Source organism: Aliikangiella litoralis (genome assembly GCF_052495765.1).
Window position 1 is genome coordinate 3,333,917 of sequence record NZ_CP199292.1, and the last position, 18,162, is coordinate 3,352,078.

Below are 18,162 nucleotides of genomic sequence, written 5' to 3' on the forward strand. Positions count from 1 at the left end.
TATGTCAGAAATTGTCTTACTCCTAATCAGTACTGTTTTAGTTAACAATTTTGTGCTGGCTAAGTTTTTGGGCCTTTGTCCATTTATGGGGGTATCTAGCCGTGTTGAAACAGCAGCAGGCATGGCAGCGGCAACGACTTTTGTATTAACTTTAGCATCGGTCGCCAGCTATTTAATTAATACTTATGTACTACAGCCATTAAATTTAGAGTACTTACAAATACTCTCATTTATTCTATCCATTGCGGTCGTTGTCCAGTTCACAGAAATGGTTATTCATAAATCGAGCCCAGTCTTATATCGGTTGCTTGGTATATTTCTGCCTTTAATTACCACAAATTGTGCAGTCCTCGGGGTAGCACTTTTAAACGTCAACCAAGCACATAACTTTATCGAATCTATCATATTTGGTTTTGGTGCAGCTTTAGGCTTTTCCTTGGTCTTGGTTTTATTTGCAGCCATTAGAGAAAGAATATCGGTAGCCGATGTCCCAAAACCATTTCAAGGAGCCTCTATTGCTTTAATTACCGCAGGGTTAATGTCACTCGCTTTCATGGGGTTTGCAGGACTGGTAAAAATCTAATGCAAGAACTCATTATCGCCACACTAACACTCGTCGTGTTTGCATTTTTATGCGGCAGTTTACTCGGCTTTGCATCGATAAAATTTAAAGTTGAAGGCGATCCAATTGTTGAACAAATTAACGATGTGTTACCGCAAACACAATGCGGGCAATGCGGCTTTCCTGGTTGCAAACCCTATGCCGAAGCGATTGCCCAAGGAGAACTTATCAACCGTTGTCCACCAGGTGGTGAAGCGGGTATAAAAGCGTTAGCTGAGCTTTTAGACGTTGAAGTCATTGAATTAGATAAATCTTGTGGTGAGGAAAGCCGACCAAGAGTTGCAGTCATTAGAGAAGAGGAATGTATTGGTTGCACAAAATGCATCCAAGCTTGCCCTGTCGATGCGATTGTGGGCGCAGCTAAACAAATGCATACTGTTATTGCTTCTGAATGTACCGGCTGTGATTTGTGTGTCCCCCCTTGTCCCGTTGATTGTATTGATATGCCGGAAATAGAGTTAACACTCAATGAGTGGCAGTGGCCAAAACCAAAATTAGACTCTACCACCAATCAAATTGATATACAGGTGATTTCATGAAAAAAAACACCATTCAGTTTGATGAAATTATTCAACCTGTTGAAGGTAAGTTTCATGGTGGAATTCATCCCCAAGAATTTAAAACACTGTCGAATGACAGACCAATAGAAAAAGTTAATCTTCCGCAACAACTAATCATTCCAATACAACAAAGCATTGGAGATTCAGGAAAAATAATTGTCTCTGTTGGCGACAAAATATCATCAGGACAATTGCTCGTTGACAATAATGAAGTATTTGGGGCGAATATTCACTCCCCATTATGCGGAGAGATTACTGCCATCAAGCCACAATATATTGGCCATCCATCAGGAATGAAACAATTAGCTATTAGCCTTAAAGTCGATAGTAAAACTATAACCAACTTTAAAGCCCCTTCTCCTCAGCCTGACTGGAAAAATAGCTCTGCAGAAGACTTATTAAAACAAATTAAAGCTTCCGGTATTGTTGGCTTAGGCGGTGCAACTTTCCCAACTAGCGTGAAATTATCTGCAACACCAATCAATACACTAATTGTAAATGCAATGGAATGTGAACCCTATATCACTTGTGACGATAGATTGCTGAGAGAACAACCTGAAAATATTATTTTAGGCGCACAAATAGCCGCTAAAATAGTTAATGCAAAATCAATTATATTTGCAATTGAAGATAACAAAACTGAAGCCATTAATGTTTTATCAAAGGCAATCAAACAACTTTCATCAAAAACATCAACTGTAAAAATAACAATAAAAGTTGCACCAACTAAATACCCTAGTGGTGGAGAAAAACAAACGATAGAACTCATAACCGGAAAGCAATTACCCGCAGGACAACTTCCAGCATCAATGGGTATACTCATCCAAAATGTGGCCACTCTACACGCTGTTTATCAAGCCATAATTTATGAAAAACCTCTTATTGATAGGCTAGTTACCCTTACAGGCAATTTAATTCAAAAAGCCGGAAATTATTGGATCCCTTTTGGCATGACAATTAACGACATTATGTCACAATTTAATATCGACACTTCTCGCTGTGAACGAGTAATTATTGGTGGCCCTCTTATGGGACAAAGTGTTAATGATTTTAATGTGCCAATTACTAAAGCAACAAACTGTCTTATTTTTAATAGCAAAGATGTCGATGAAAAGCTCTGGTTAACACAATCAACGCAACACCAGGAATGTATTCGTTGTAGTGAATGTGAAAAAGTCTGTCCTGTAGAGCTACTACCTCAACAGCTATACTGGTTTAGCCAAAGTGATCAGTGGGAAAACTTAGAAAATCAAGGACTTTTCGATTGTATAGAGTGCGGAGCCTGCGCCTATGTCTGCCCTAGTGAAATTCCTTTAGTTCAATATTACCGTTATGGAAAATCGGTGATCAGAACGAATAAAAACAAACAAATGTTATCTGAAAAAGCGAAGCAGCGTTTTGAGTTTCGCGAAATGCGATTAGCCAGAGCAAAAGCAGAAAGAGCGCTTAAGCATCAACGCGCTGCCGAAGCACGTAAAAAATCAGCCAATGAAGAAACCGGCAATATTTCTAATAAAAAAGCCGCTATTAACGAAGCGTTAGAAAGAGTTAAGCAGAAAAAAGCACAACAAAACGCCCAGCCAAATGGAGATCAATAAATGAAACTATCATCTCCTTTTTTTCACCATGCTTTACCAACAAACCGCTTAATGTTACTAGTCTGTTTAGCATTATTACCAGGTGCTTTCATACAAATTTATTTTTTTGGGTTTGGCGTATTAATTAACTTGTTGAGCTGTGCCCTATTTGCAATTGGAGCAGAATATTTTGTTTTATACCTTAGAAAACGTAATCCACTAACAACGCTTAAAGACAACTCAGCTTTACTAACAGGGCTATTATTAGGTTTAGCTTTACCACCAACACTCCCCATATGGATGACTTTGATAGGCGTTTCTTTTGCCATTATATTTGCAAAACAATTATATGGTGGATTAGGCTTTAATCCTTTTAATCCAGCAATGACAGGTTATGTATTATTGCTTATTTCTTTCCCTGTAGAAATGACTAGTTGGATGCCTTCTAGAGAAATTAGTCTCAACTTTCCAACTTTTATTGAGTCACTTCAGCTTATTTTATTTTCAGAAACATCATCAGGCCATTCTGCTGAATTTTACAGAAATATTGCTGACGGTTTTACTATGGCTACTCCTTTAGACTATACAAAAACGGAATTTACTCTAGGTCATATGACATCCGAAATTTTTTCTCAACAAAACTTTTCTAATAATTTAAATGGTTGGATGTGGGTCAATATTGGCTTTCTACTTGGTGGTATTTATCTATTAGTTAGCAAAATTATTCGTTGGCATATTCCGTTTTCATTTCTTTTAGGGATTACTATCACAAGTCAGGCTCTCCATACTTATGACTCCCAATTATATACACCCACTTGGTTTCACCTTATAACGGGTGCGACAATGTTAGGTGCTTTTTTTATTGCAACCGATCCGGTATCAGCAACAACAACACCTAAAGGTAGAATTATTTATGGTTTATTAATTGGTTTTCTGGTAGTTATTATCAGAACATTTGGCGGTTACCCAGAAGCGGTTGCATTTGCAATATTGCTACTCAATTTAGCAACCCCTATGATTGATCACTATACCAAGCCTATAGTCTATGGACACAAAAGCGAGTCTTCCAATGACTGAACAAATTAGCTCACCAACAATCAAGCAGGCATCCATTAAAAATGGCGCTATTCTGGCTTTATTTGCGCTAATTTCTACAGGTCTAATCGCTATTACTCATTTAATAACAAAAGACAAAATTGCAGAAGAAATTGAAACAGCACTTGCGCGTCGTTTAAATGAAATTATTCCTGCCAATGAATATAATAATGACGTTTACCACGACTGCCGACTGGTAATCAGTCCTGAATTACTAGGAAGCTCAGACCCCTTAAAAGTCTATCGCATGAGAAAAGATAATCAAAATTACGCGGTTTTTATGACCAGTATTGCACCTGATGGCTACTCAGGAAAAATAAAACTCGTCATTGGTATATACAATAGTGGAAAAATTGCAGGAGTTCGTGTCACAGAACATTCGGAGACGCCAGGTTTAGGCGATAAAATAGAAATAGAAAAATCAAACTGGATTAAGCAGTTTGATAATAAATCATTCGCGAATACTCCAGAAAATGTCTGGCGAGTCAAAAAAGACGGCGGTGATTTTGATGCTTTAACTGGCGCAACAATAACCCCAAGAGCAATAATAAAAGCGATAAATCAATCTCTTATTTACTTCGACCAAAATAAAGTTCAACTTTTTGAAACAGGACAAAGTTGTGGAGAAAAAAATGGAAGCTAACCACTCTCAACTTATCAAAAATGGATTATGGAATAATAATGCTGCGCTTGTTCAATTGCTAGGACTATGCCCTCTATTAGCAGTCACTGGCAGTTTAATTAATGGTTTAGGTCTAGGTATAGCAACCACCTTTGTATTGGTTGGATCAAATGTAACAGTTTCTCTCATTCGGCAGCATATTCCTAAAGAGATCAGAATTCCCATTTTTGTTATGCTCATTGCTTCTTTTGTGACGAATATTCAATTGCTGATGAACGCATTCACTTATGAATTATATTTAATTTTAGGAATATTTATTCCCCTGATTGTCACTAACTGCACTATTATTGGCCGGGCAGAAGCTTTTGCCAGTAAAAATCCAGTCCTTCCTTCTTTTATCGACGGTATTGCACAAGGAGTTGGTTTTACAATCGTGCTAATGCTTTTAGGTGGATTACGAGAGTTTATAGGGCAAGGCACTATTTTAGATGGAGCCCACTTACTATTGGGTGAGTGGGCTCGTGATTTAACAATTAAGTTTTACCTGACTGATCAAAAGTTTTTATTCGCAATACTGCCTCCAGGAGCCTTTATAGGCTTGGCGCTCTTAGTTGCAATCAAAAACAAAATAGATGAATATAAATAACTAATACCCACTATTTATTTTTTAAGTTTTCATCCGCCCATTTTTTAAGGTCTTTAGCCATATATCCTAGTAAATGGGAATCATGCTGCTTAATTCGCGAAGGACTACTACTTAAAAACTCCTTAATTTTAGCGTCGCCTTTTTTAATCACTTCTCCAGAAACATTTTTTAACTCATAACTAAATTCAATGCTATAACGATCATTTTCTCTCACTATCCGCATATCTCTATTACTTCTCACCCATTCCATATGACCAGCTAAATCAAGTTCAGTGACTTTAACAATCAGCGTTTCTGAGTCACTGACCAGTTTTTCAGTTAGCTTTTCCAATAATGAAGTTAACGACTTATGTACATCTTCAATACTTTTATTAGTGCTTTTGCCAGTTACCTCTATATCTCTAAATTTCTTAGGTTCAACCAACTTAACTTCCACTTTTGCGGCAACGACTGGTGTAAGACTTAATGTTGCTAAGGTGATCCCAGTTAGTATGACTGATTTAAATATGTTTATTTTCATTTGGTGTTCTCCGCGATTGACAAATTGGTAATAAAATAGATACACACCTACAATAAATCGATTGTAAATAGTATATACCCGTTACGCTGAAACCTAAATACTCAAGCTAAACAAGTATCAATCAAGCTTTCGACATTCTACTCTATTTGATTTATGATCCTATGCATAAACATTAAACAACATTTTTTACCCTTATTATTACTCTAAATTTGTAAAAAATTGAAAAGACAAGTAAAGGGGTAGCTTTCTATTAGTTATACATAAAATATAATGACTCAACAATGACTAACTAATGTGCAAAATAACCAGTATTAATTATAAATATGGCTAACTATCAAAAGATAATGAGCCCCTTATTAAATCGTACAGCTTCGACTTAAAGAGATATTAATGTGACAGAATCTAACCAAGAATTGCCACTAAAAACCAAAATCAACCTGGAAACAGCAATTGTTCATTGGAAAGAATTAGAGCTTTTTTTCGCTAAAGGTAGTTTAATTTGTGTTACGAATAATTGTGATTTAGTCACCGTTGCTTCACAAATTGCATCTAATCAAAAAGAAGAAATTGAAACCTTAATTTTAGACAGAAGTATTCAATTTGTAACTCCCGAATGGGCCAAAAAATACTGCTTAGATAACCCAAAGCTTTGGGCCGTAGTAGTAGCTCCTTATGTTTTATGTCAATTAGTACAATCTTGAAGCATAAAAAAACAGGGCCTTTGCCCCGTTTATTAATCTGACTTTTAACTACCAAAATAAAGCAGTCACAATATCATTAAAACCAAGTTTGCATAAATTAACTCCTGTTTGAGCTAATACATCAACTTGATAACCTTGTGTTTGAAGCGAAGCAAATATAGCACCAATCATTGCAACTGCAATAAACAAACTCACATTACTTGTTTTTTTAGCACTCTTACGATTTAAAACCATCACTTACTCCTTCTAATAGATATGGGTAACTCTGCCATAATTTAAAAGTTAAATCAAGACTCATCTTTATATCGGCGTGTATAAATAGCTGCAACCAAAAAAACAGCAGCAACCGCAAGCCCTATCCAAAAATCAAAGCTAGACAAAGAATCACTTACAGAAAACACACTAATATCTTGTATATTATTCTCAGATAAAGTATTAATGAAAGAGTTTTGAATAGCAAAACCTTTAGCAATATGCTCACCCAGCATAGTAACAAAAGACGTGCTGCCAAACACCCAACCTTCAGCAATAACAAGTATTAGTAAAGGTAATGTTGCCCATAAAAACGGAACTTTCTTCGCCCAAGCCGACATTAACATGCACCATGCCCATACAGGGGCAAGCCAAATACTGGCGACAAGCAATGAAGACAATGTATCGAAAAAGACAGCAAACAAATTAGTTGACGACCAGAAAATACCACCAGAATTACCAGAAAACCATGCCACGACAGTTACATAAAGCATAAAAAATAACTGAAACACTGTAATAGCAATAAAGTAAAAAGTGGGGGCTAATACAACAATTGCCACAAATTTTGACAAAACGGTTGATGTATCTGAAATTGGTAATGATTTCCAAAATAAAATACTGCGATCTTTTCGTTCATCATACAATGAACCTAGTGCATAGAATAAACTAATAACTAACAGCACCAAACCAAATGGAACAGCAAAACCTCTTAGAAACATTTTCATCGCTACTTCACGCTTTTCTTCTGAACGTGTAGAAAACTGCTCAATAATTTCTGGGGCGGCATTTGAAATCACAAAATCGTTATCATTAATTTGTATATTTCCTCCAGTCAACGCACCAACTAATAATAATCCAGCAAAAATAGCGACCATAATGGCTGGTGTATAAAAAATAGCCCCTTTATGCTCCCAATACTCTCTCTTTACCAAAGCTTTAAATGAGTTCATGATTGACCCTCTTTCATTTTTGCAACAAACAAATCAGCAACACTTGGTGAATGAAGTTCTCCTAATAATTCAAGTTGCTCTCTATCAACTCCTTGGAATAAATATACTTTACGCCCAAATACCTCTCTTTCCATAACCGGGTTTAATGCTTCAGCTTTTTCAACATCTTCACGCTTAACCATGACTTCAACATAATCACTACTTACATCATCCATTGATGCATCTAAAACAATTTCTCCATCTTTAATAAAAATCAAATCAGTCAATAACTTTTCAACTTCTTCTATTTGGTGTGTAGTCACTAAAATACTACGGCCTTCATCAAAAAACTCAGCTAGCAACTGGTTATAAAACTCCTTACGATACAAGATATCTAAGCCTAATGTGGGTTCATCCAAAACAAGTAATTCGGCTTCAATTGACATAACCAGAGCTAAATGTAACTGGACTACCATTCCTTTAGAAAGCTCTTTTACCTTAGAATTCCAATTAATTTTTGTTTTACTAAGAAAATACTTGGCTCTTTCTAAATTAAAGTGAGGATGTATCTGAGTGACAAACTCAACAGCATCTCCTACTTTTAACCACTTAGGTAAAACCGCAACATCTGCAATAAAACAGACTTTTTTCATTAATTCGTCTCTCTGAGAAACGGGGTTTAAACCCAGGACCTCTAGCTCTCCATCGTAAGAGGTTAACCCCAAAATAGCTTTTAAAACTGTTGTTTTTCCCGCACCATTAGGTCCGACTAAACCAACAATTTTTCCACGCTCAATAGTAAAGTCGACAGATTTTAGTGCCTTAAAAGAGCCATAGGATTTACAAAGCCCCCTTGCTTTGATAATAACGCTCATGAGTTCACCCCTTGTTTACTATTATCTAAATCTTTTGATAACTCATCAAAAGAAAGACCTAAACGTTGAATACGAACCACTATTTTAGGCCATTCAAATTCCAAAAAAGAGCGCTTTTCTTCTTCATATAATTTTTCTTTTGCCCCCTGGGTTACAAACATACCTAAACCTCGCTTTTTCTCTAATACATTATCATCAACCAACTCCTGATACGCTTTAGAAACGGTCAAAGGATTAATTTGATAATCCGCCGCCACTTGACGCACAGAAGGTACTGCCTCACCTTCAATTACTTCTCCATCCATAATTAACTCAATCACTTTTTCCTTAAGCTGCCTAAATATAGGTGTTTGATCATTCCACTTCACTGCATTCATAAAGTTCTCTCAATCGTTGTTACTAAAACCACGCTTGGTGTACTATTGAACTATAACACCAATTCAGATAATTGTGCAAACTTCAACCTGATTTTATAAAGTTCTAGTAACTCACTGTAATATAAGTGCTTTTAGCGTTATAATTACAATTCAATCACATTTGTTAACAATTCAATGTATAGTGCCTCTAATAAATTATCCCTTATCTCACTAATACTATTACTAGTGTTAGTGACTAGTGGACTTGTAGGAATTGGTGTTAGTCTTCTCATAGGCATAGCTTACGCTTTAATTATTGGGAACCAATTTCAACTAAAAACACACTGGGCTTCAGGCATTATTCTCAAAAGTAGCATTGTCATATTAGGCTTTGGCCTTAACTTTACTGAAGTCATGGAAACGGCTAAAACCAGCTTTAATATCACAGCAATCAGCATTGTATTTACCTTAATTTTTGGTTTTATAATCGGTAAATTTTTAAAAGTTGATAAGAAGTTGTCATTTCTCATTTCAGGGGGAACAGCGATTTGTGGAGGAAGTGCAATTGCAGCATTTGCACCTGCTATTCAAGCTAAACCTAACCACGTTATTATATCAATCTCTATCGTATTTTTACTTAATGCCGTAGGTTTACTGATATACCCAGAAGTCGGTAAACAGCTATCATTATCTCAAATAGAGTTTGGTCTATGGTCTGCGCTGGGCATACATGATACTAGCTCTGTCGTTGGTGCTGCTGCAATTTATGGTGAAGAATCAATGGAGGTAGCCACCACAACTAAATTAGCTAGAGCACTATGGATAGTACCGTTAGTTTTTGTTGCCAGCTTAGCATTTAATAGTAATAGCACTAAGTTTAAAATACCGGCTTTTATTATCTTGTTTGTTCTAGCTAGCCTTGCGGCTTCATATATTTCTTTTTTTGAAAATATGAATGAGATAACGAACTTAATAGCTAAAAAAGGCATGGCTATTAGCTTATTTCTAATTGGTACAGGGTTTAATCGAGAAACACTATCTGAAATTCAATGGTCTGCACTATGGCAAGGTTTAATTCTTTGGGTATTAGTTTCAATATTCTCTTTATGGTTAATCAAAGTACTTTAAACAATTAACTTTGATTAATGGTAACTTTTACCGCTAAAATAACCTTCAAACCATACGATTAACTCATGGTCAATAATACTAATGCTTGAATTCCCTTCAATTAATAGAAATGCTGAAATACGCCACGATCAACTACAAATAGCAGAACTACAACAAGCTCCAAAAAGTCGGCATATATTATGGCATAAAGGTCATTTGCTATCTCAGGGCGATCAAGATCATTACTTTTCACAACACGATATAAGCATCTACACAGAAAAACTTTCAACACCAATCTATTTAGGCCAACATGAAAGTTATACTTATTTTGCTTATCATGTAGAGCAATGGCACATCTGTTTTGAAAAGTTTGAACAAACTAATTTACGTGCCGCTGGAAAACTAATTGACGACTATCATATTGGGTTATTATTTTACTCTCAAGGTTTACTCAATTGGCACAAGAGTCACCAATACTGTGCTCAATGTGGTTCATCGACGGGTATAACAAACTCCGGTCATTCTCGCATTTGTAAAAATACTCAGTGTCTCAAGGAACACTTCCCTCGAATTGAACCAGCAGTCATTTTTTCAGTCGAAAACAAGCGAAATAACGAAGCTAGACTTTTACTCGCAAGACAAGCAAGTTGGGATGAAAACAGGTACTCTGTATTAGCAGGCTTTGTAGAACACGGTGAAAGCTTAGAACAAGCAGTAAAACGTGAGGCTGCCGAAGAAGTTGGTCTAACAATAGACACTGTCGATTACGTGGCATCTCAGCCTTGGCCATTTCCAGGCTCAATAATGTTAGGTTTTGAGTGCTCAACCCAAACAGATACCATCAATTTGATCGATCAAGAACTTGAAACAGCAAAATGGTTTACTGTTAAGCAAATTGAAGCAGAACTTAAAGCAGGAAGTTTAAGAATGCCCTACTCTGTATCTATTTCATGGCACTTGGTTGATCGATGGTATCAAAAACAAACAGGAAAAACGCTTAAATCATTTCTCCAAACCATAAAATGAGTCACACCAACAAAAAGTCTCGCCATTGGCTAAAAAAAACAGCTTGGTTATTCACCGAACTTGTTATTTTTATTGGTATTTTTATGTTGATTATCTGGTGGCAACAAAAAGATATGCTTTCAGAGGGAAGCACTTTATCGCAGACAGAACTCACACTCATTGAAATAAACGGAAAAGTTAAACACCATATATTTAATAATGGGGAGCGAGACACTTTAGTATACTTTTTTGCTCCTTGGTGCAAAATATGCGATCTTTCAATTGATAATTTAGAGTTATTATATCAAGCAAATTATAAAAACTTAGATGTGATAGCTATTGCACTCGACTGGAAATCAATTAATGAAGTTGATCTCTTTTTAGAAAAACATGAATTAACAATTCCCGTTCTTCTCGGAAATAAACAAACCCAAGAACTGTTTAATATTTCTGCTTTTCCTAGCTATTATTTAATTTCAAAAAATGCTGAAGTTAGAGCAAAAAGTAGAGGTTACTCAACCGAGCTTGGCATGAACCTTAGTGTCTTATTAAAGCGATAACTGACATTTGCCGCTAAATTAATCGGCGTTCGGGATAATTAAATTTTGTTTTTATTCTGTCGCCAAGCTTAAAAACATTGATTATTTAACACTTGTAAAAATGGGCTTTTCAGCAACCGATTTCCAACGATAATAAACTTTTACATCACTTGCTTCACTACATGAACCACAACTCGAGCTACAACTTCCACTATTTTCACGTTTGCTCACTTTACCTTTTTTCAACCATTGTTCTAACATAGACTCCATAACACCTTCTGAAACGTAAAAATGCCTTGCTAAATCTGTTAATGACATTTCTTCTCTTTCAGATAATAATTTTTTTATTTTTAATAACATCAGTTATGCCTGAATAGCTAACTCAGGTTCACTTCTGCGTCCCTGATATTTAAGAAAAATAAAATTCATAATATGAAGTGTCATAAAAACGCCAATCCAGGTCAATGCAGAACCTGGAGCAATGCTGATCTGGCCTAATTGATAACAAATAGTTGCCAAGCTATAAGCTAAAAATGTTGTCCACAAAACGGAAAATAATGTCCAACGAGCTCCAGTTTCTTTTAATGTCGCCCCTAGAGCAGAAACACATGGAGAGTAGAGTAAGATAAATAGCAAATATGAAAAAGCACCAAGCGTTCCATCAAAAGCCCCTTGTAACACATCAAATAAATTTCTGTGTACTGCTTGAGCTTCGGCGACAGAATCTAGATCCGTTACATCGCCAACATCCATACCAACCGGATCAGACAAACTATCAGGTACACCAAGCAAGTTGGCAGGAATAGTTTCAAAAGCGGCAATCAGCTTAGCACCTAAATCAAATTCTTCGTCCGTACTTTCAGCTGTGCTAACAATTTGGCTGGAGTACAAAGAATCAATGGTGCCAACGACAACCTCTTTCGCAAATAATCCAGTAAAAATTCCAACTGTCGCAGGCCAATTTTCTTCTTTAATTCCCATTGGGGCAAATATTGGTGTGATACCTTTTCCAATATTGGTTAAGACTGACTTTTCTGTGTTTTCGTTGCCAAAAGAGCCATCAGTTCCAAGAGAGTTCAAAAAGCTTAATATAACCACAACAATAACAATTAACTTACCCGCTCCTAGTACAAAAGAGCTTAACTTCTCCCAAGTTTTTTGCATTACATTGCGAAAATTGGGTAAATGATAGGCAGGCAGTTCCATCACAAAAGGCGTATTCTCACCTTTTAATAGTGTATTTTTCAGCATAACTCCGGTTAATACAGCTACGGCAATACCAATCAAATATAATGCAAAAACTAAATTTTGGGCATTATTAGGAAAAAAGGCAGCTGCAAACAAAATATAAACAGGCAAACGAGCCCCACAAGAGATAAAAGGACTCATCATCACCGTCATAATACGATCTTTTTGGTACTCTAATGAACGGGTTGCATAAATCGCAGGTACAGTACACCCTAAACCAACCATTAATGGTATAAATGATTTGCCAGGCAAACCAATAGACTGCATAAATCTATCCATAACAAAAGCCCCACGAGCTAAATACCCCGTATCTTCAAGGACAGATAAGAACAAATATAAACTAGCAATAATAGGAACAAAGGTAGACACCACTTGAATCCCCCCGCCAACACCATTTGCTAAAATAGTAATTAGCCAGTCAGGTGCACCAACTTGCTTTAGCCACACGCTTCCCCCATCGACTAAAACAGCACCAACACTTTGATCAAAAAAATCAATCAACGAACCACCAATATTAATCGTAAAAACAAACATTAAATAAGTGGCAAACAAAAACAGTGGAACACCAAGATATTTATTGAGGAAAACACGATCAAGCTTAACAGACATGCTTCTAGAAACTTGTCCGTTTTTGTTAACGCATCGTTCGATCCAATGTAAAATTTTATTAAACCGTGCTTCGGCTACAGCGATATCGATATCTTCACCATAAACATCAACCAGGGGTTGAGCTAAACTTTCAACCTCATTTCTTAATGCTTCTGGTAGTTTATTTCGTTTATCTTCCAACACCCTAAGTGCTAACCATTTGGACCTGATGTTATTTTCATGAGCATAATTGGTTACTTTTTCTTTAACCTTTTCATAAACACTATTCAACGGTTCTTCAAAAGTGAGCTCAAAATCTAGCAAAGGTAGTGGTTTTTCTAATAAATCAGTAATCTTTCTTTTCAGCTCATCCGAATTTTTCATTCTACGAGCAGAAATAGGCAAAACAGGACATCCTATTAGCAATGATAATTCTTCAACATCAATAACAACCTGGTTATTTTTAGCAACATCCATCATATTCAGGAGTACAACAACAGGTTTACCCATTTCTAATAGTTGGGTTGTGAGATATAAATTTCTTTCAATATTTGACGCATCGATAATATTTATTATTAATTCAGCGCCTGCTGAAATAATATAATCACGAGCTATTTTTTCATCTAATGCAACCGACTCATCAACGACATCGAGGGAATATGTACCAGGCAAATCAACAACCTGATAGCTTTTATTATTGTAGGTAAAATTGCCAGATTTACGTTCAACCGTCACTCCAGGCCAGTTGCCAACTTCCTGACGAGAACCTGTTAATAGGTTGAAAATGGTTGTTTTGCCGCAATTGGGATTACCACAAAGCGCAATAGTAGGTTGCTTTGACATAGTCTAATTCAATAAGGTTTTACTAGAATTTTTTTGTTCCAGTATAAAAAACTCATAACAACTGAGTTAACTAGCAGCCCCAAGTAGTTCAACCTGAATGGCAAGCGCTTCATTTCGACGCAAACTGAGTGAAAAACCTCTTAAATATAGCTCTAAAGGTCCACCTAATGGTGCTTTTCGAGTGATATCAACTTCAATACCAGGTGTTAAGCCCATAGCTAAAAGCTTTTTTCTGAATATACTACCAGCAGAGCCAAGACTCACGACTTTCACTTTCTGCTTAGCGTCAATATCTGCCAAACAATAGGTCATCACACTTCTCCAAAATACTTAACTCAAAGACTAGGAGCTATTTTATACTACTCCGTAGTAGATATTAGTAGAAATGCGAATTATTTTCAACAAGATTAGTGTTTTCGTAAGCCTTTTCATTGATCTTTATCAAATCAATCTTTAGAAGCTTTTTGAAATAGGAATACAAAACGTTCAGTTTTTCTTCTTATTTTAGGATCAAACACACTGATATTGAGCGGATCATCAGGATTTTTAAGGATATCAGTAGACTTAATGAAATGAAAACCATAAGTACTCAAATCTTTTTTTACAAACTTAGGCTCTATTCTATGCAGCTTCTGCGCATCGCGAGCGCCTATGTCTTCTTGTGCAACATGATCAATGACAAGCAAACGTCCATTTTTTTTCAATGCTCGATAAATTTGTGGGACCACTTGTTTGGCTGGAAAATCCCAATTTTTATCTTTTACAAAAAAATCATGATACCCCAAAACTAAAAACACTAAATCATACTTTTCTTCACCCAAATTAAGTGAGCTTGCCTCACTCATTAACGTTGAAACATTGACTAAACGATTATTTTCTAAGCGAGCGGATAACTCTTTACCTATATAAGGCATGTAGGCTTGGTTATTATGTAATACTACATGACCGTTTTTACCTACTTTTTTAGCTAATAATTCAGTGTAATAGCCTCCTCCGGCTAATAAATCCAGAACTTGTTGTCCTTCTTTAACACCTGCAAATTGAATAACCTGTGCGGGCAAGCTCGTTTTATCTCGCTTAATATCCGATGTCGTACGAAAAGTTAAAATTTCTGCTTTAGTTTGTATACACAAAAAAGTCACAACAAGTATCAATAATTGGCTAATTTTTTTCATTTTTCATACCTCATAAATCTATTTTGTACTCGTTTTGTTTGTAGATACCCTTTCAAGTAAAACGAATACAGGCCAGTCTAGCGGAATTTGTTTTGAATGCTTAGTAGCAAATAGTTGAATTTTACGATTAAATCCAGCATTAACAGGAAAGATTGAGGCAACCCTTTAAGTCCATAAGTTATTTCAGCAGAGCAGTATATGGGTGGTATAGCTGTATTTTTAAGTCTATAATCGCGCCTGTATTTTTATAAAGACGTGAGAATTAAGTTAGCCAATGAATCATTTTAATTATATAAATAATCAGCTACACGCCGAACAAGTGGCACTCAGTGAGATAGCGAAAAGCTATGGAACACCGACCTATGTCTATTCTAAGGCAACTATCGAGCGTCATTATCACGCATTTAATACCCCGTTTGCTGATTACCCACACCGTATATGCTACTCAGTTAAAGCCAATTCTAATATTGCCGTTTTGCAACAACTTAAACGTTTGGGTGCAGGGTTCGATATCGTGTCTTTAGGTGAATTTCATCGAGTTATCAAAGCCGGTGGAAAACCAGAAGATATTGTATTCTCAGGACTTGCAAAGACCACAGAAGAGCTAACAGTCACTTTAGATGCTGGTATTTCATGCTTTAATCTTGAATCAGAAAATGAGTTACATCGATTACAGACGGTTGCAGAAAAATTAGGTAAAACCGCCACAATTTCAATCCGCATTAATCCCGATGTTGATGCCAAAACTCATCATCATATTACGACAGGGAAAAAACAAAATAAATTTGGTATTGATATCGAAACAGCTAAAAGACTTTATAAAGAGGCAAGAAAAATGCCATTTATTGAAATAGCAGGAGTCGACTATCATATAGGTTCTCAAATTACGACACTCGAGCCTATAACAAAAGCCGTTGATACAGCAATAGAGCTTATTCAAGAATTAAAAGAGTCGGGTATTCAAATTAAACATTTAGATGTTGGTGGAGGATTGGGCATACCTTACAAAGACGAAGTACCTCCACATCCAACGGAATATGTCAATTCCATCGTGGAACGAGTTAAGCCTTATAACCTTGAAATTATTCTTGAACCAGGACGCTGTATCATTGGTAATGCAGGTGTTTTAATCACTAAAGTTGAATATTTAAAAAAAGGTGAAATGAAAAACTTTGCGGTTATTGACGCTGGCATGAATGATTATATACGTCCATCTTTGTATGATGCTTGGCAAAATATAATTGAAGTCAATAACAATACCGACGCAGAAAAGTTTGAATGTGATGTTGTTGGGCCTATTTGTGAATCGAGTGATGTCTTAGGTAAGGAACGTACCCTTAAAGTTAATGAGGGAGATTTACTCGCATTAACTTCTGTTGGTGCTTATGGCTTTAGTATGAGTTCTAATTATAATACTCGTCCAAAACCAGCGGAAGTTTTAGTTGACGGCGATAAAGTTCATTTAATTCGTCGCAGAGAAACCTATGAGGATATGATCGGGCCTGAAAACCTGCTTGATTAAACTAATTCTACTAATAACCGCTGATCGCCAACTGATATAATATGTTAGTCAAAATGTATTAGTGGTTATTAAACTGACTTCACTTCTGTAGCACTAATATTTTTATTGGGCTACACCAAAACTCAATGAATATGTAGCTCTTTGTACTTTTAAACCAGTTCAATTAGCCGGTCTTATTAATTAGTAAACCCAATTCACTTTTGAAATCTTCACTATAATTAACATATGGTTCGGTATTTAAATCTGAATAAAGTTCGTGATGTATATCAGCTTTAATTTTCCATTGCCCCATTCTAAGTAGCTTTTCGATCTGATCATTTATTTGGTTAATTTTCTCAAGCTCTAATTGCAAATCTTTTGCCTCATTCTGCATCCTGACTCGACGGCTATTCATAGCATGCTTACCAAGGCTACTCACAATGTTTAAGGCACTTGATTTTTTTTCTATCAACGATTGCGCCAGATTAAAATTCCTCTTAACTATTTTAGTAACAATCATAGTTAAGGGAGCCAATATAAAAATCGACATAATAATTAATATAGCAATGTTAGATCTATAAACAATAGATAGACTAGTTACTGCTAGCCCTACCGCTAAACAAATTAACAGTTTTCTCACTTAACGCATCCTTTAGAGCTTTCAGCCCTCTTCTTCCTGGTAATATAAACGCAATAATAATCACACTAAATAATAAACGATTTCCTTGGTCATAAATTTCAGCAGTGTCACCACCTGTCCCATATAGTGCAGAGGCCAGTTGTAGCACATGCAAAAATACAGCTAATAAAAAAGCAATAGCTATTACTAATTCTTGTTTTAATTCTTCAGGCTTTACTTTTTGAACTTTTAAATTAAACCTAATTGACAATATCGATGTAATATTTTCTATAAAGTAGATACTCAGAATCATGACACCTGATAAAAGCACCCAATAGGGAAACCACGCATATTGAGCGATAGGTGAATAATAAAAGTCATTATAAATAAATTGACTAATCCCCCATAGGAAGATCATTAAGCCTAATAATATTTGTCTACGAAGATTGCCAAAGCATAATACAAAACCAATACTAAGAAGTGATACAGAAAGGCCAACCCAGATAGAGTGGCCATTTTCAATTACTGTGTCAATCCATTGATTTGTCATTAAAATCCCTAATTTAAGAGTCTTTCTTTTTACAAATACCGCCAGGACAGCCACCGCCTCCATTAACAAAGGTAGTTTCAGACTGTGCGCCATTATTAACGTTAGTTGTTGGCGCTTCTGAAGCACCACCCAAAATATAGATCCAAACAGCTAAAATAGTTTCTAACATTGTTCTCTCCATAATATACTCATTAATTAAAATAAAAGCTACGTCATAAATGCGATAACTTCA

23 protein-coding genes are annotated in these 18,162 nt (G+C 35.9%); 11 read left to right on the forward strand and 12 right to left on the reverse strand.

The window, feature by feature from the left end; genetic code table 11:
* Position 1: 1 nt before the first annotated feature.
* The 6 genes from rsxA to ACT5E3_RS13700 are packed head-to-tail and all read left to right on the forward strand — an operon-like array spanning position 2 to position 5,122.
* The gene (gene rsxA / locus ACT5E3_RS13675) at positions 2-583 is read left to right on the forward strand and encodes an electron transport complex subunit RsxA (protein ID WP_444994101.1); all 582 of its coding nucleotides are present in this window, start codon (positions 2-4) and stop codon (positions 581-583) included.
* Positions 583-1,161, forward strand: a complete 579-nt coding sequence (gene rsxB, locus ACT5E3_RS13680) for an electron transport complex subunit RsxB (protein ID WP_444994102.1) — start codon at positions 583-585, stop codon at positions 1,159-1,161. Before rsxA ends, rsxB begins: the two co-directional genes overlap by 1 nt.
* Positions 1,158-2,780: an electron transport complex subunit RsxC gene (gene rsxC, locus ACT5E3_RS13685; protein WP_444994103.1), complete on the forward strand. Its 1,623-nt coding sequence runs from the start codon at positions 1,158-1,160 to the stop codon at positions 2,778-2,780. The genes rsxB and rsxC overlap by 4 nt, the downstream gene beginning before the upstream one ends.
* Positions 2,781-3,836, forward strand: a complete 1,056-nt coding sequence (gene rsxD, locus ACT5E3_RS13690) for an electron transport complex subunit RsxD (RefSeq protein WP_444994104.1) — start codon at positions 2,781-2,783, stop codon at positions 3,834-3,836.
* The gene (rsxG, locus tag ACT5E3_RS13695; RefSeq protein ID WP_444994105.1) at positions 3,829-4,497 is read left to right on the forward strand and encodes an electron transport complex subunit RsxG; all 669 of its coding nucleotides are present in this window, start codon (positions 3,829-3,831) and stop codon (positions 4,495-4,497) included. The genes rsxD and rsxG overlap by 8 nt, the downstream gene beginning before the upstream one ends.
* Positions 4,475-5,122 carry an electron transport complex subunit E gene (locus tag ACT5E3_RS13700; RefSeq protein WP_444994106.1) on the forward strand — a complete coding sequence of 216 codons (648 nt, stop codon included), beginning with the start codon at positions 4,475-4,477 and terminating at the stop codon, positions 5,120-5,122. The genes rsxG and ACT5E3_RS13700 overlap by 23 nt, the downstream gene beginning before the upstream one ends.
* 10 nt (positions 5,123-5,132) lie before the next feature.
* On the opposite strand, the gene ACT5E3_RS13705 is transcribed toward ACT5E3_RS13700, so the two are convergent.
* Positions 5,133-5,642 (reverse strand): DUF3016 domain-containing protein, encoded by a 510-nt coding sequence (locus ACT5E3_RS13705; RefSeq protein ID WP_444994107.1) that lies wholly within the window; start codon positions 5,640-5,642, stop codon positions 5,133-5,135.
* A 392-nt stretch (positions 5,643-6,034) separates the two neighbouring features.
* Here ACT5E3_RS13705 and ACT5E3_RS13710 point away from each other — a divergent pair, with 392 nt between their 5' ends.
* Entirely contained in the window at positions 6,035-6,343 is a 309-nt protein-coding gene (locus ACT5E3_RS13710) for a DUF2288 family protein (RefSeq protein ID WP_444994108.1), read from the forward strand.
* 48 nt (positions 6,344-6,391) lie between these two features.
* Here the strand turns inward: ACT5E3_RS13710 and ACT5E3_RS13715 are convergent, their stop codons facing one another.
* The 4 genes from ACT5E3_RS13715 to ACT5E3_RS13730 are packed head-to-tail and all read right to left on the reverse strand — an operon-like array spanning position 6,392 to position 8,776.
* A complete protein-coding gene (locus ACT5E3_RS13715) occupies positions 6,392-6,577 on the reverse strand; it encodes a hypothetical protein (RefSeq protein ID WP_444994109.1) in 186 nt (61 codons plus the stop codon).
* Positions 6,578-6,630: 53 nt separating this feature from the next.
* Positions 6,631-7,545 (reverse strand): hypothetical protein, encoded by a 915-nt coding sequence (locus ACT5E3_RS13720; protein WP_444994110.1) that lies wholly within the window; start codon positions 7,543-7,545, stop codon positions 6,631-6,633.
* Complete coding sequence (locus ACT5E3_RS13725) at positions 7,542-8,399, reverse strand: ABC transporter ATP-binding protein (protein WP_444994111.1); 858 nt, start codon at positions 8,397-8,399, stop codon at positions 7,542-7,544. Before ACT5E3_RS13725 ends, ACT5E3_RS13720 begins: the two co-directional genes overlap by 4 nt.
* Positions 8,396-8,776, reverse strand: a complete 381-nt coding sequence (locus ACT5E3_RS13730; protein ID WP_444994112.1) for a GntR family transcriptional regulator — start codon at positions 8,774-8,776, stop codon at positions 8,396-8,398. The genes ACT5E3_RS13725 and ACT5E3_RS13730 overlap by 4 nt, the downstream gene beginning before the upstream one ends.
* A 231-nt stretch (positions 8,777-9,007) precedes the next feature.
* Here ACT5E3_RS13730 and ACT5E3_RS13735 point away from each other — a divergent pair, with 231 nt between their 5' ends.
* From ACT5E3_RS13735 to ACT5E3_RS13745, 3 genes are all read left to right on the forward strand, one after another.
* Entirely contained in the window at positions 9,008-9,883 is an 876-nt protein-coding gene (locus ACT5E3_RS13735; protein ID WP_444994113.1) for a YeiH family protein, read from the forward strand.
* 81 nt (positions 9,884-9,964) lie between these two features.
* Positions 9,965-10,888 carry an NAD(+) diphosphatase gene (nudC, locus tag ACT5E3_RS13740; protein WP_444994114.1) on the forward strand — a complete coding sequence of 308 codons (924 nt, stop codon included), beginning with the start codon at positions 9,965-9,967 and terminating at the stop codon, positions 10,886-10,888.
* The gene (locus tag ACT5E3_RS13745; RefSeq protein ID WP_444994115.1) at positions 10,885-11,427 is read left to right on the forward strand and encodes a TlpA family protein disulfide reductase; all 543 of its coding nucleotides are present in this window, start codon (positions 10,885-10,887) and stop codon (positions 11,425-11,427) included. Before nudC ends, ACT5E3_RS13745 begins: the two co-directional genes overlap by 4 nt.
* An 81-nt stretch (positions 11,428-11,508) precedes the next feature.
* On the opposite strand, the gene ACT5E3_RS13750 is transcribed toward ACT5E3_RS13745, so the two are convergent.
* From ACT5E3_RS13750 to ACT5E3_RS13765, 4 genes are all read right to left on the reverse strand, one after another.
* Entirely contained in the window at positions 11,509-11,766 is a 258-nt protein-coding gene (locus ACT5E3_RS13750) for a FeoC-like transcriptional regulator (RefSeq protein ID WP_444994116.1), read from the reverse strand.
* Between the two features lie 3 nt (positions 11,767-11,769).
* Positions 11,770-14,085 carry a Fe(2+) transporter permease subunit FeoB gene (gene feoB, locus ACT5E3_RS13755; RefSeq protein WP_444994117.1) on the reverse strand — a complete coding sequence of 772 codons (2,316 nt, stop codon included), beginning with the start codon at positions 14,083-14,085 and terminating at the stop codon, positions 11,770-11,772.
* Between the two features lie 66 nt (positions 14,086-14,151).
* Positions 14,152-14,397, reverse strand: coding sequence for a FeoA family protein (locus tag ACT5E3_RS13760; protein WP_444994118.1), 246 nt, complete (start codon positions 14,395-14,397; stop codon positions 14,152-14,154).
* Positions 14,398-14,531: 134 nt separating this feature from the next.
* Positions 14,532-15,260: a class I SAM-dependent methyltransferase gene (locus tag ACT5E3_RS13765; RefSeq protein ID WP_444994119.1), complete on the reverse strand. Its 729-nt coding sequence runs from the start codon at positions 15,258-15,260 to the stop codon at positions 14,532-14,534.
* Positions 15,261-15,534: 274 nt separating this feature from the next.
* Between ACT5E3_RS13765 and lysA the strand changes: the two genes are divergently transcribed.
* Positions 15,535-16,782 (forward strand): diaminopimelate decarboxylase, encoded by a 1,248-nt coding sequence (gene lysA / locus ACT5E3_RS13770; protein ID WP_444994120.1) that lies wholly within the window; start codon positions 15,535-15,537, stop codon positions 16,780-16,782.
* 163 nt (positions 16,783-16,945) lie between these two features.
* Here lysA and ACT5E3_RS13775 read toward each other — a convergent pair whose 3' ends face one another.
* From ACT5E3_RS13775 to ACT5E3_RS13785, 3 genes are read right to left on the reverse strand one after another with little or no spacing between them, the layout of a single operon-like run.
* A complete protein-coding gene (locus ACT5E3_RS13775) occupies positions 16,946-17,401 on the reverse strand; it encodes a hypothetical protein (protein ID WP_444994121.1) in 456 nt (151 codons plus the stop codon).
* Positions 17,355-17,930 carry a hypothetical protein gene (locus tag ACT5E3_RS13780; protein ID WP_444994122.1) on the reverse strand — a complete coding sequence of 192 codons (576 nt, stop codon included), beginning with the start codon at positions 17,928-17,930 and terminating at the stop codon, positions 17,355-17,357. Before ACT5E3_RS13780 ends, ACT5E3_RS13775 begins: the two co-directional genes overlap by 47 nt.
* Before the next feature lie 13 nt (positions 17,931-17,943).
* Positions 17,944-18,099, reverse strand: coding sequence for a hypothetical protein (locus ACT5E3_RS13785; RefSeq protein WP_444994123.1), 156 nt, complete (start codon positions 18,097-18,099; stop codon positions 17,944-17,946).
* Between the last annotated feature and the right edge of the window lie 63 nt (positions 18,100-18,162).

Coding starts and splice junctions, on each gene's coding strand:
- rsxB (WP_444994102.1), top strand. CDS start 583: ATGCAAGAACTCATTATCGCCACACTAACACTCGTCGTGTTTGCATTT.
- ACT5E3_RS13785 (WP_444994123.1), bottom strand. CDS start 18,099: ATGTTAGAAACTATTTTAGCTGTTTGGATCTATATTTTGGGTGGTGCT.
- ACT5E3_RS13725 (WP_444994111.1), bottom strand. CDS start 8,399: ATGAGCGTTATTATCAAAGCAAGGGGGCTTTGTAAATCCTATGGCTCT.
- rsxG (WP_444994105.1), top strand. CDS start 3,829: ATGACTGAACAAATTAGCTCACCAACAATCAAGCAGGCATCCATTAAA.
- rsxD (WP_444994104.1), top strand. CDS start 2,781: ATGAAACTATCATCTCCTTTTTTTCACCATGCTTTACCAACAAACCGC.
- nudC (WP_444994114.1), top strand. CDS start 9,965: ATGCTTGAATTCCCTTCAATTAATAGAAATGCTGAAATACGCCACGAT.
- ACT5E3_RS13705 (WP_444994107.1), bottom strand. CDS start 5,642: ATGAAAATAAACATATTTAAATCAGTCATACTAACTGGGATCACCTTA.
- rsxA (WP_444994101.1), top strand. CDS start 2: ATGTCAGAAATTGTCTTACTCCTAATCAGTACTGTTTTAGTTAACAAT.
- ACT5E3_RS13730 (WP_444994112.1), bottom strand. CDS start 8,776: ATGAATGCAGTGAAGTGGAATGATCAAACACCTATATTTAGGCAGCTT.
- ACT5E3_RS13720 (WP_444994110.1), bottom strand. CDS start 7,545: ATGAACTCATTTAAAGCTTTGGTAAAGAGAGAGTATTGGGAGCATAAA.
- feoB (WP_444994117.1), bottom strand. CDS start 14,085: ATGTCAAAGCAACCTACTATTGCGCTTTGTGGTAATCCCAATTGCGGC.
- ACT5E3_RS13760 (WP_444994118.1), bottom strand. CDS start 14,397: ATGACCTATTGTTTGGCAGATATTGACGCTAAGCAGAAAGTGAAAGTC.
- rsxC (WP_444994103.1), top strand. CDS start 1,158: ATGAAAAAAAACACCATTCAGTTTGATGAAATTATTCAACCTGTTGAA.
- lysA (WP_444994120.1), top strand. CDS start 15,535: ATGAATCATTTTAATTATATAAATAATCAGCTACACGCCGAACAAGTG.
- ACT5E3_RS13780 (WP_444994122.1), bottom strand. CDS start 17,930: ATGACAAATCAATGGATTGACACAGTAATTGAAAATGGCCACTCTATC.
- ACT5E3_RS13750 (WP_444994116.1), bottom strand. CDS start 11,766: ATGTTATTAAAAATAAAAAAATTATTATCTGAAAGAGAAGAAATGTCA.
- ACT5E3_RS13715 (WP_444994109.1), bottom strand. CDS start 6,577: ATGGTTTTAAATCGTAAGAGTGCTAAAAAAACAAGTAATGTGAGTTTG.
- ACT5E3_RS13745 (WP_444994115.1), top strand. CDS start 10,885: ATGAGTCACACCAACAAAAAGTCTCGCCATTGGCTAAAAAAAACAGCT.
- ACT5E3_RS13765 (WP_444994119.1), bottom strand. CDS start 15,260: ATGAAAAAAATTAGCCAATTATTGATACTTGTTGTGACTTTTTTGTGT.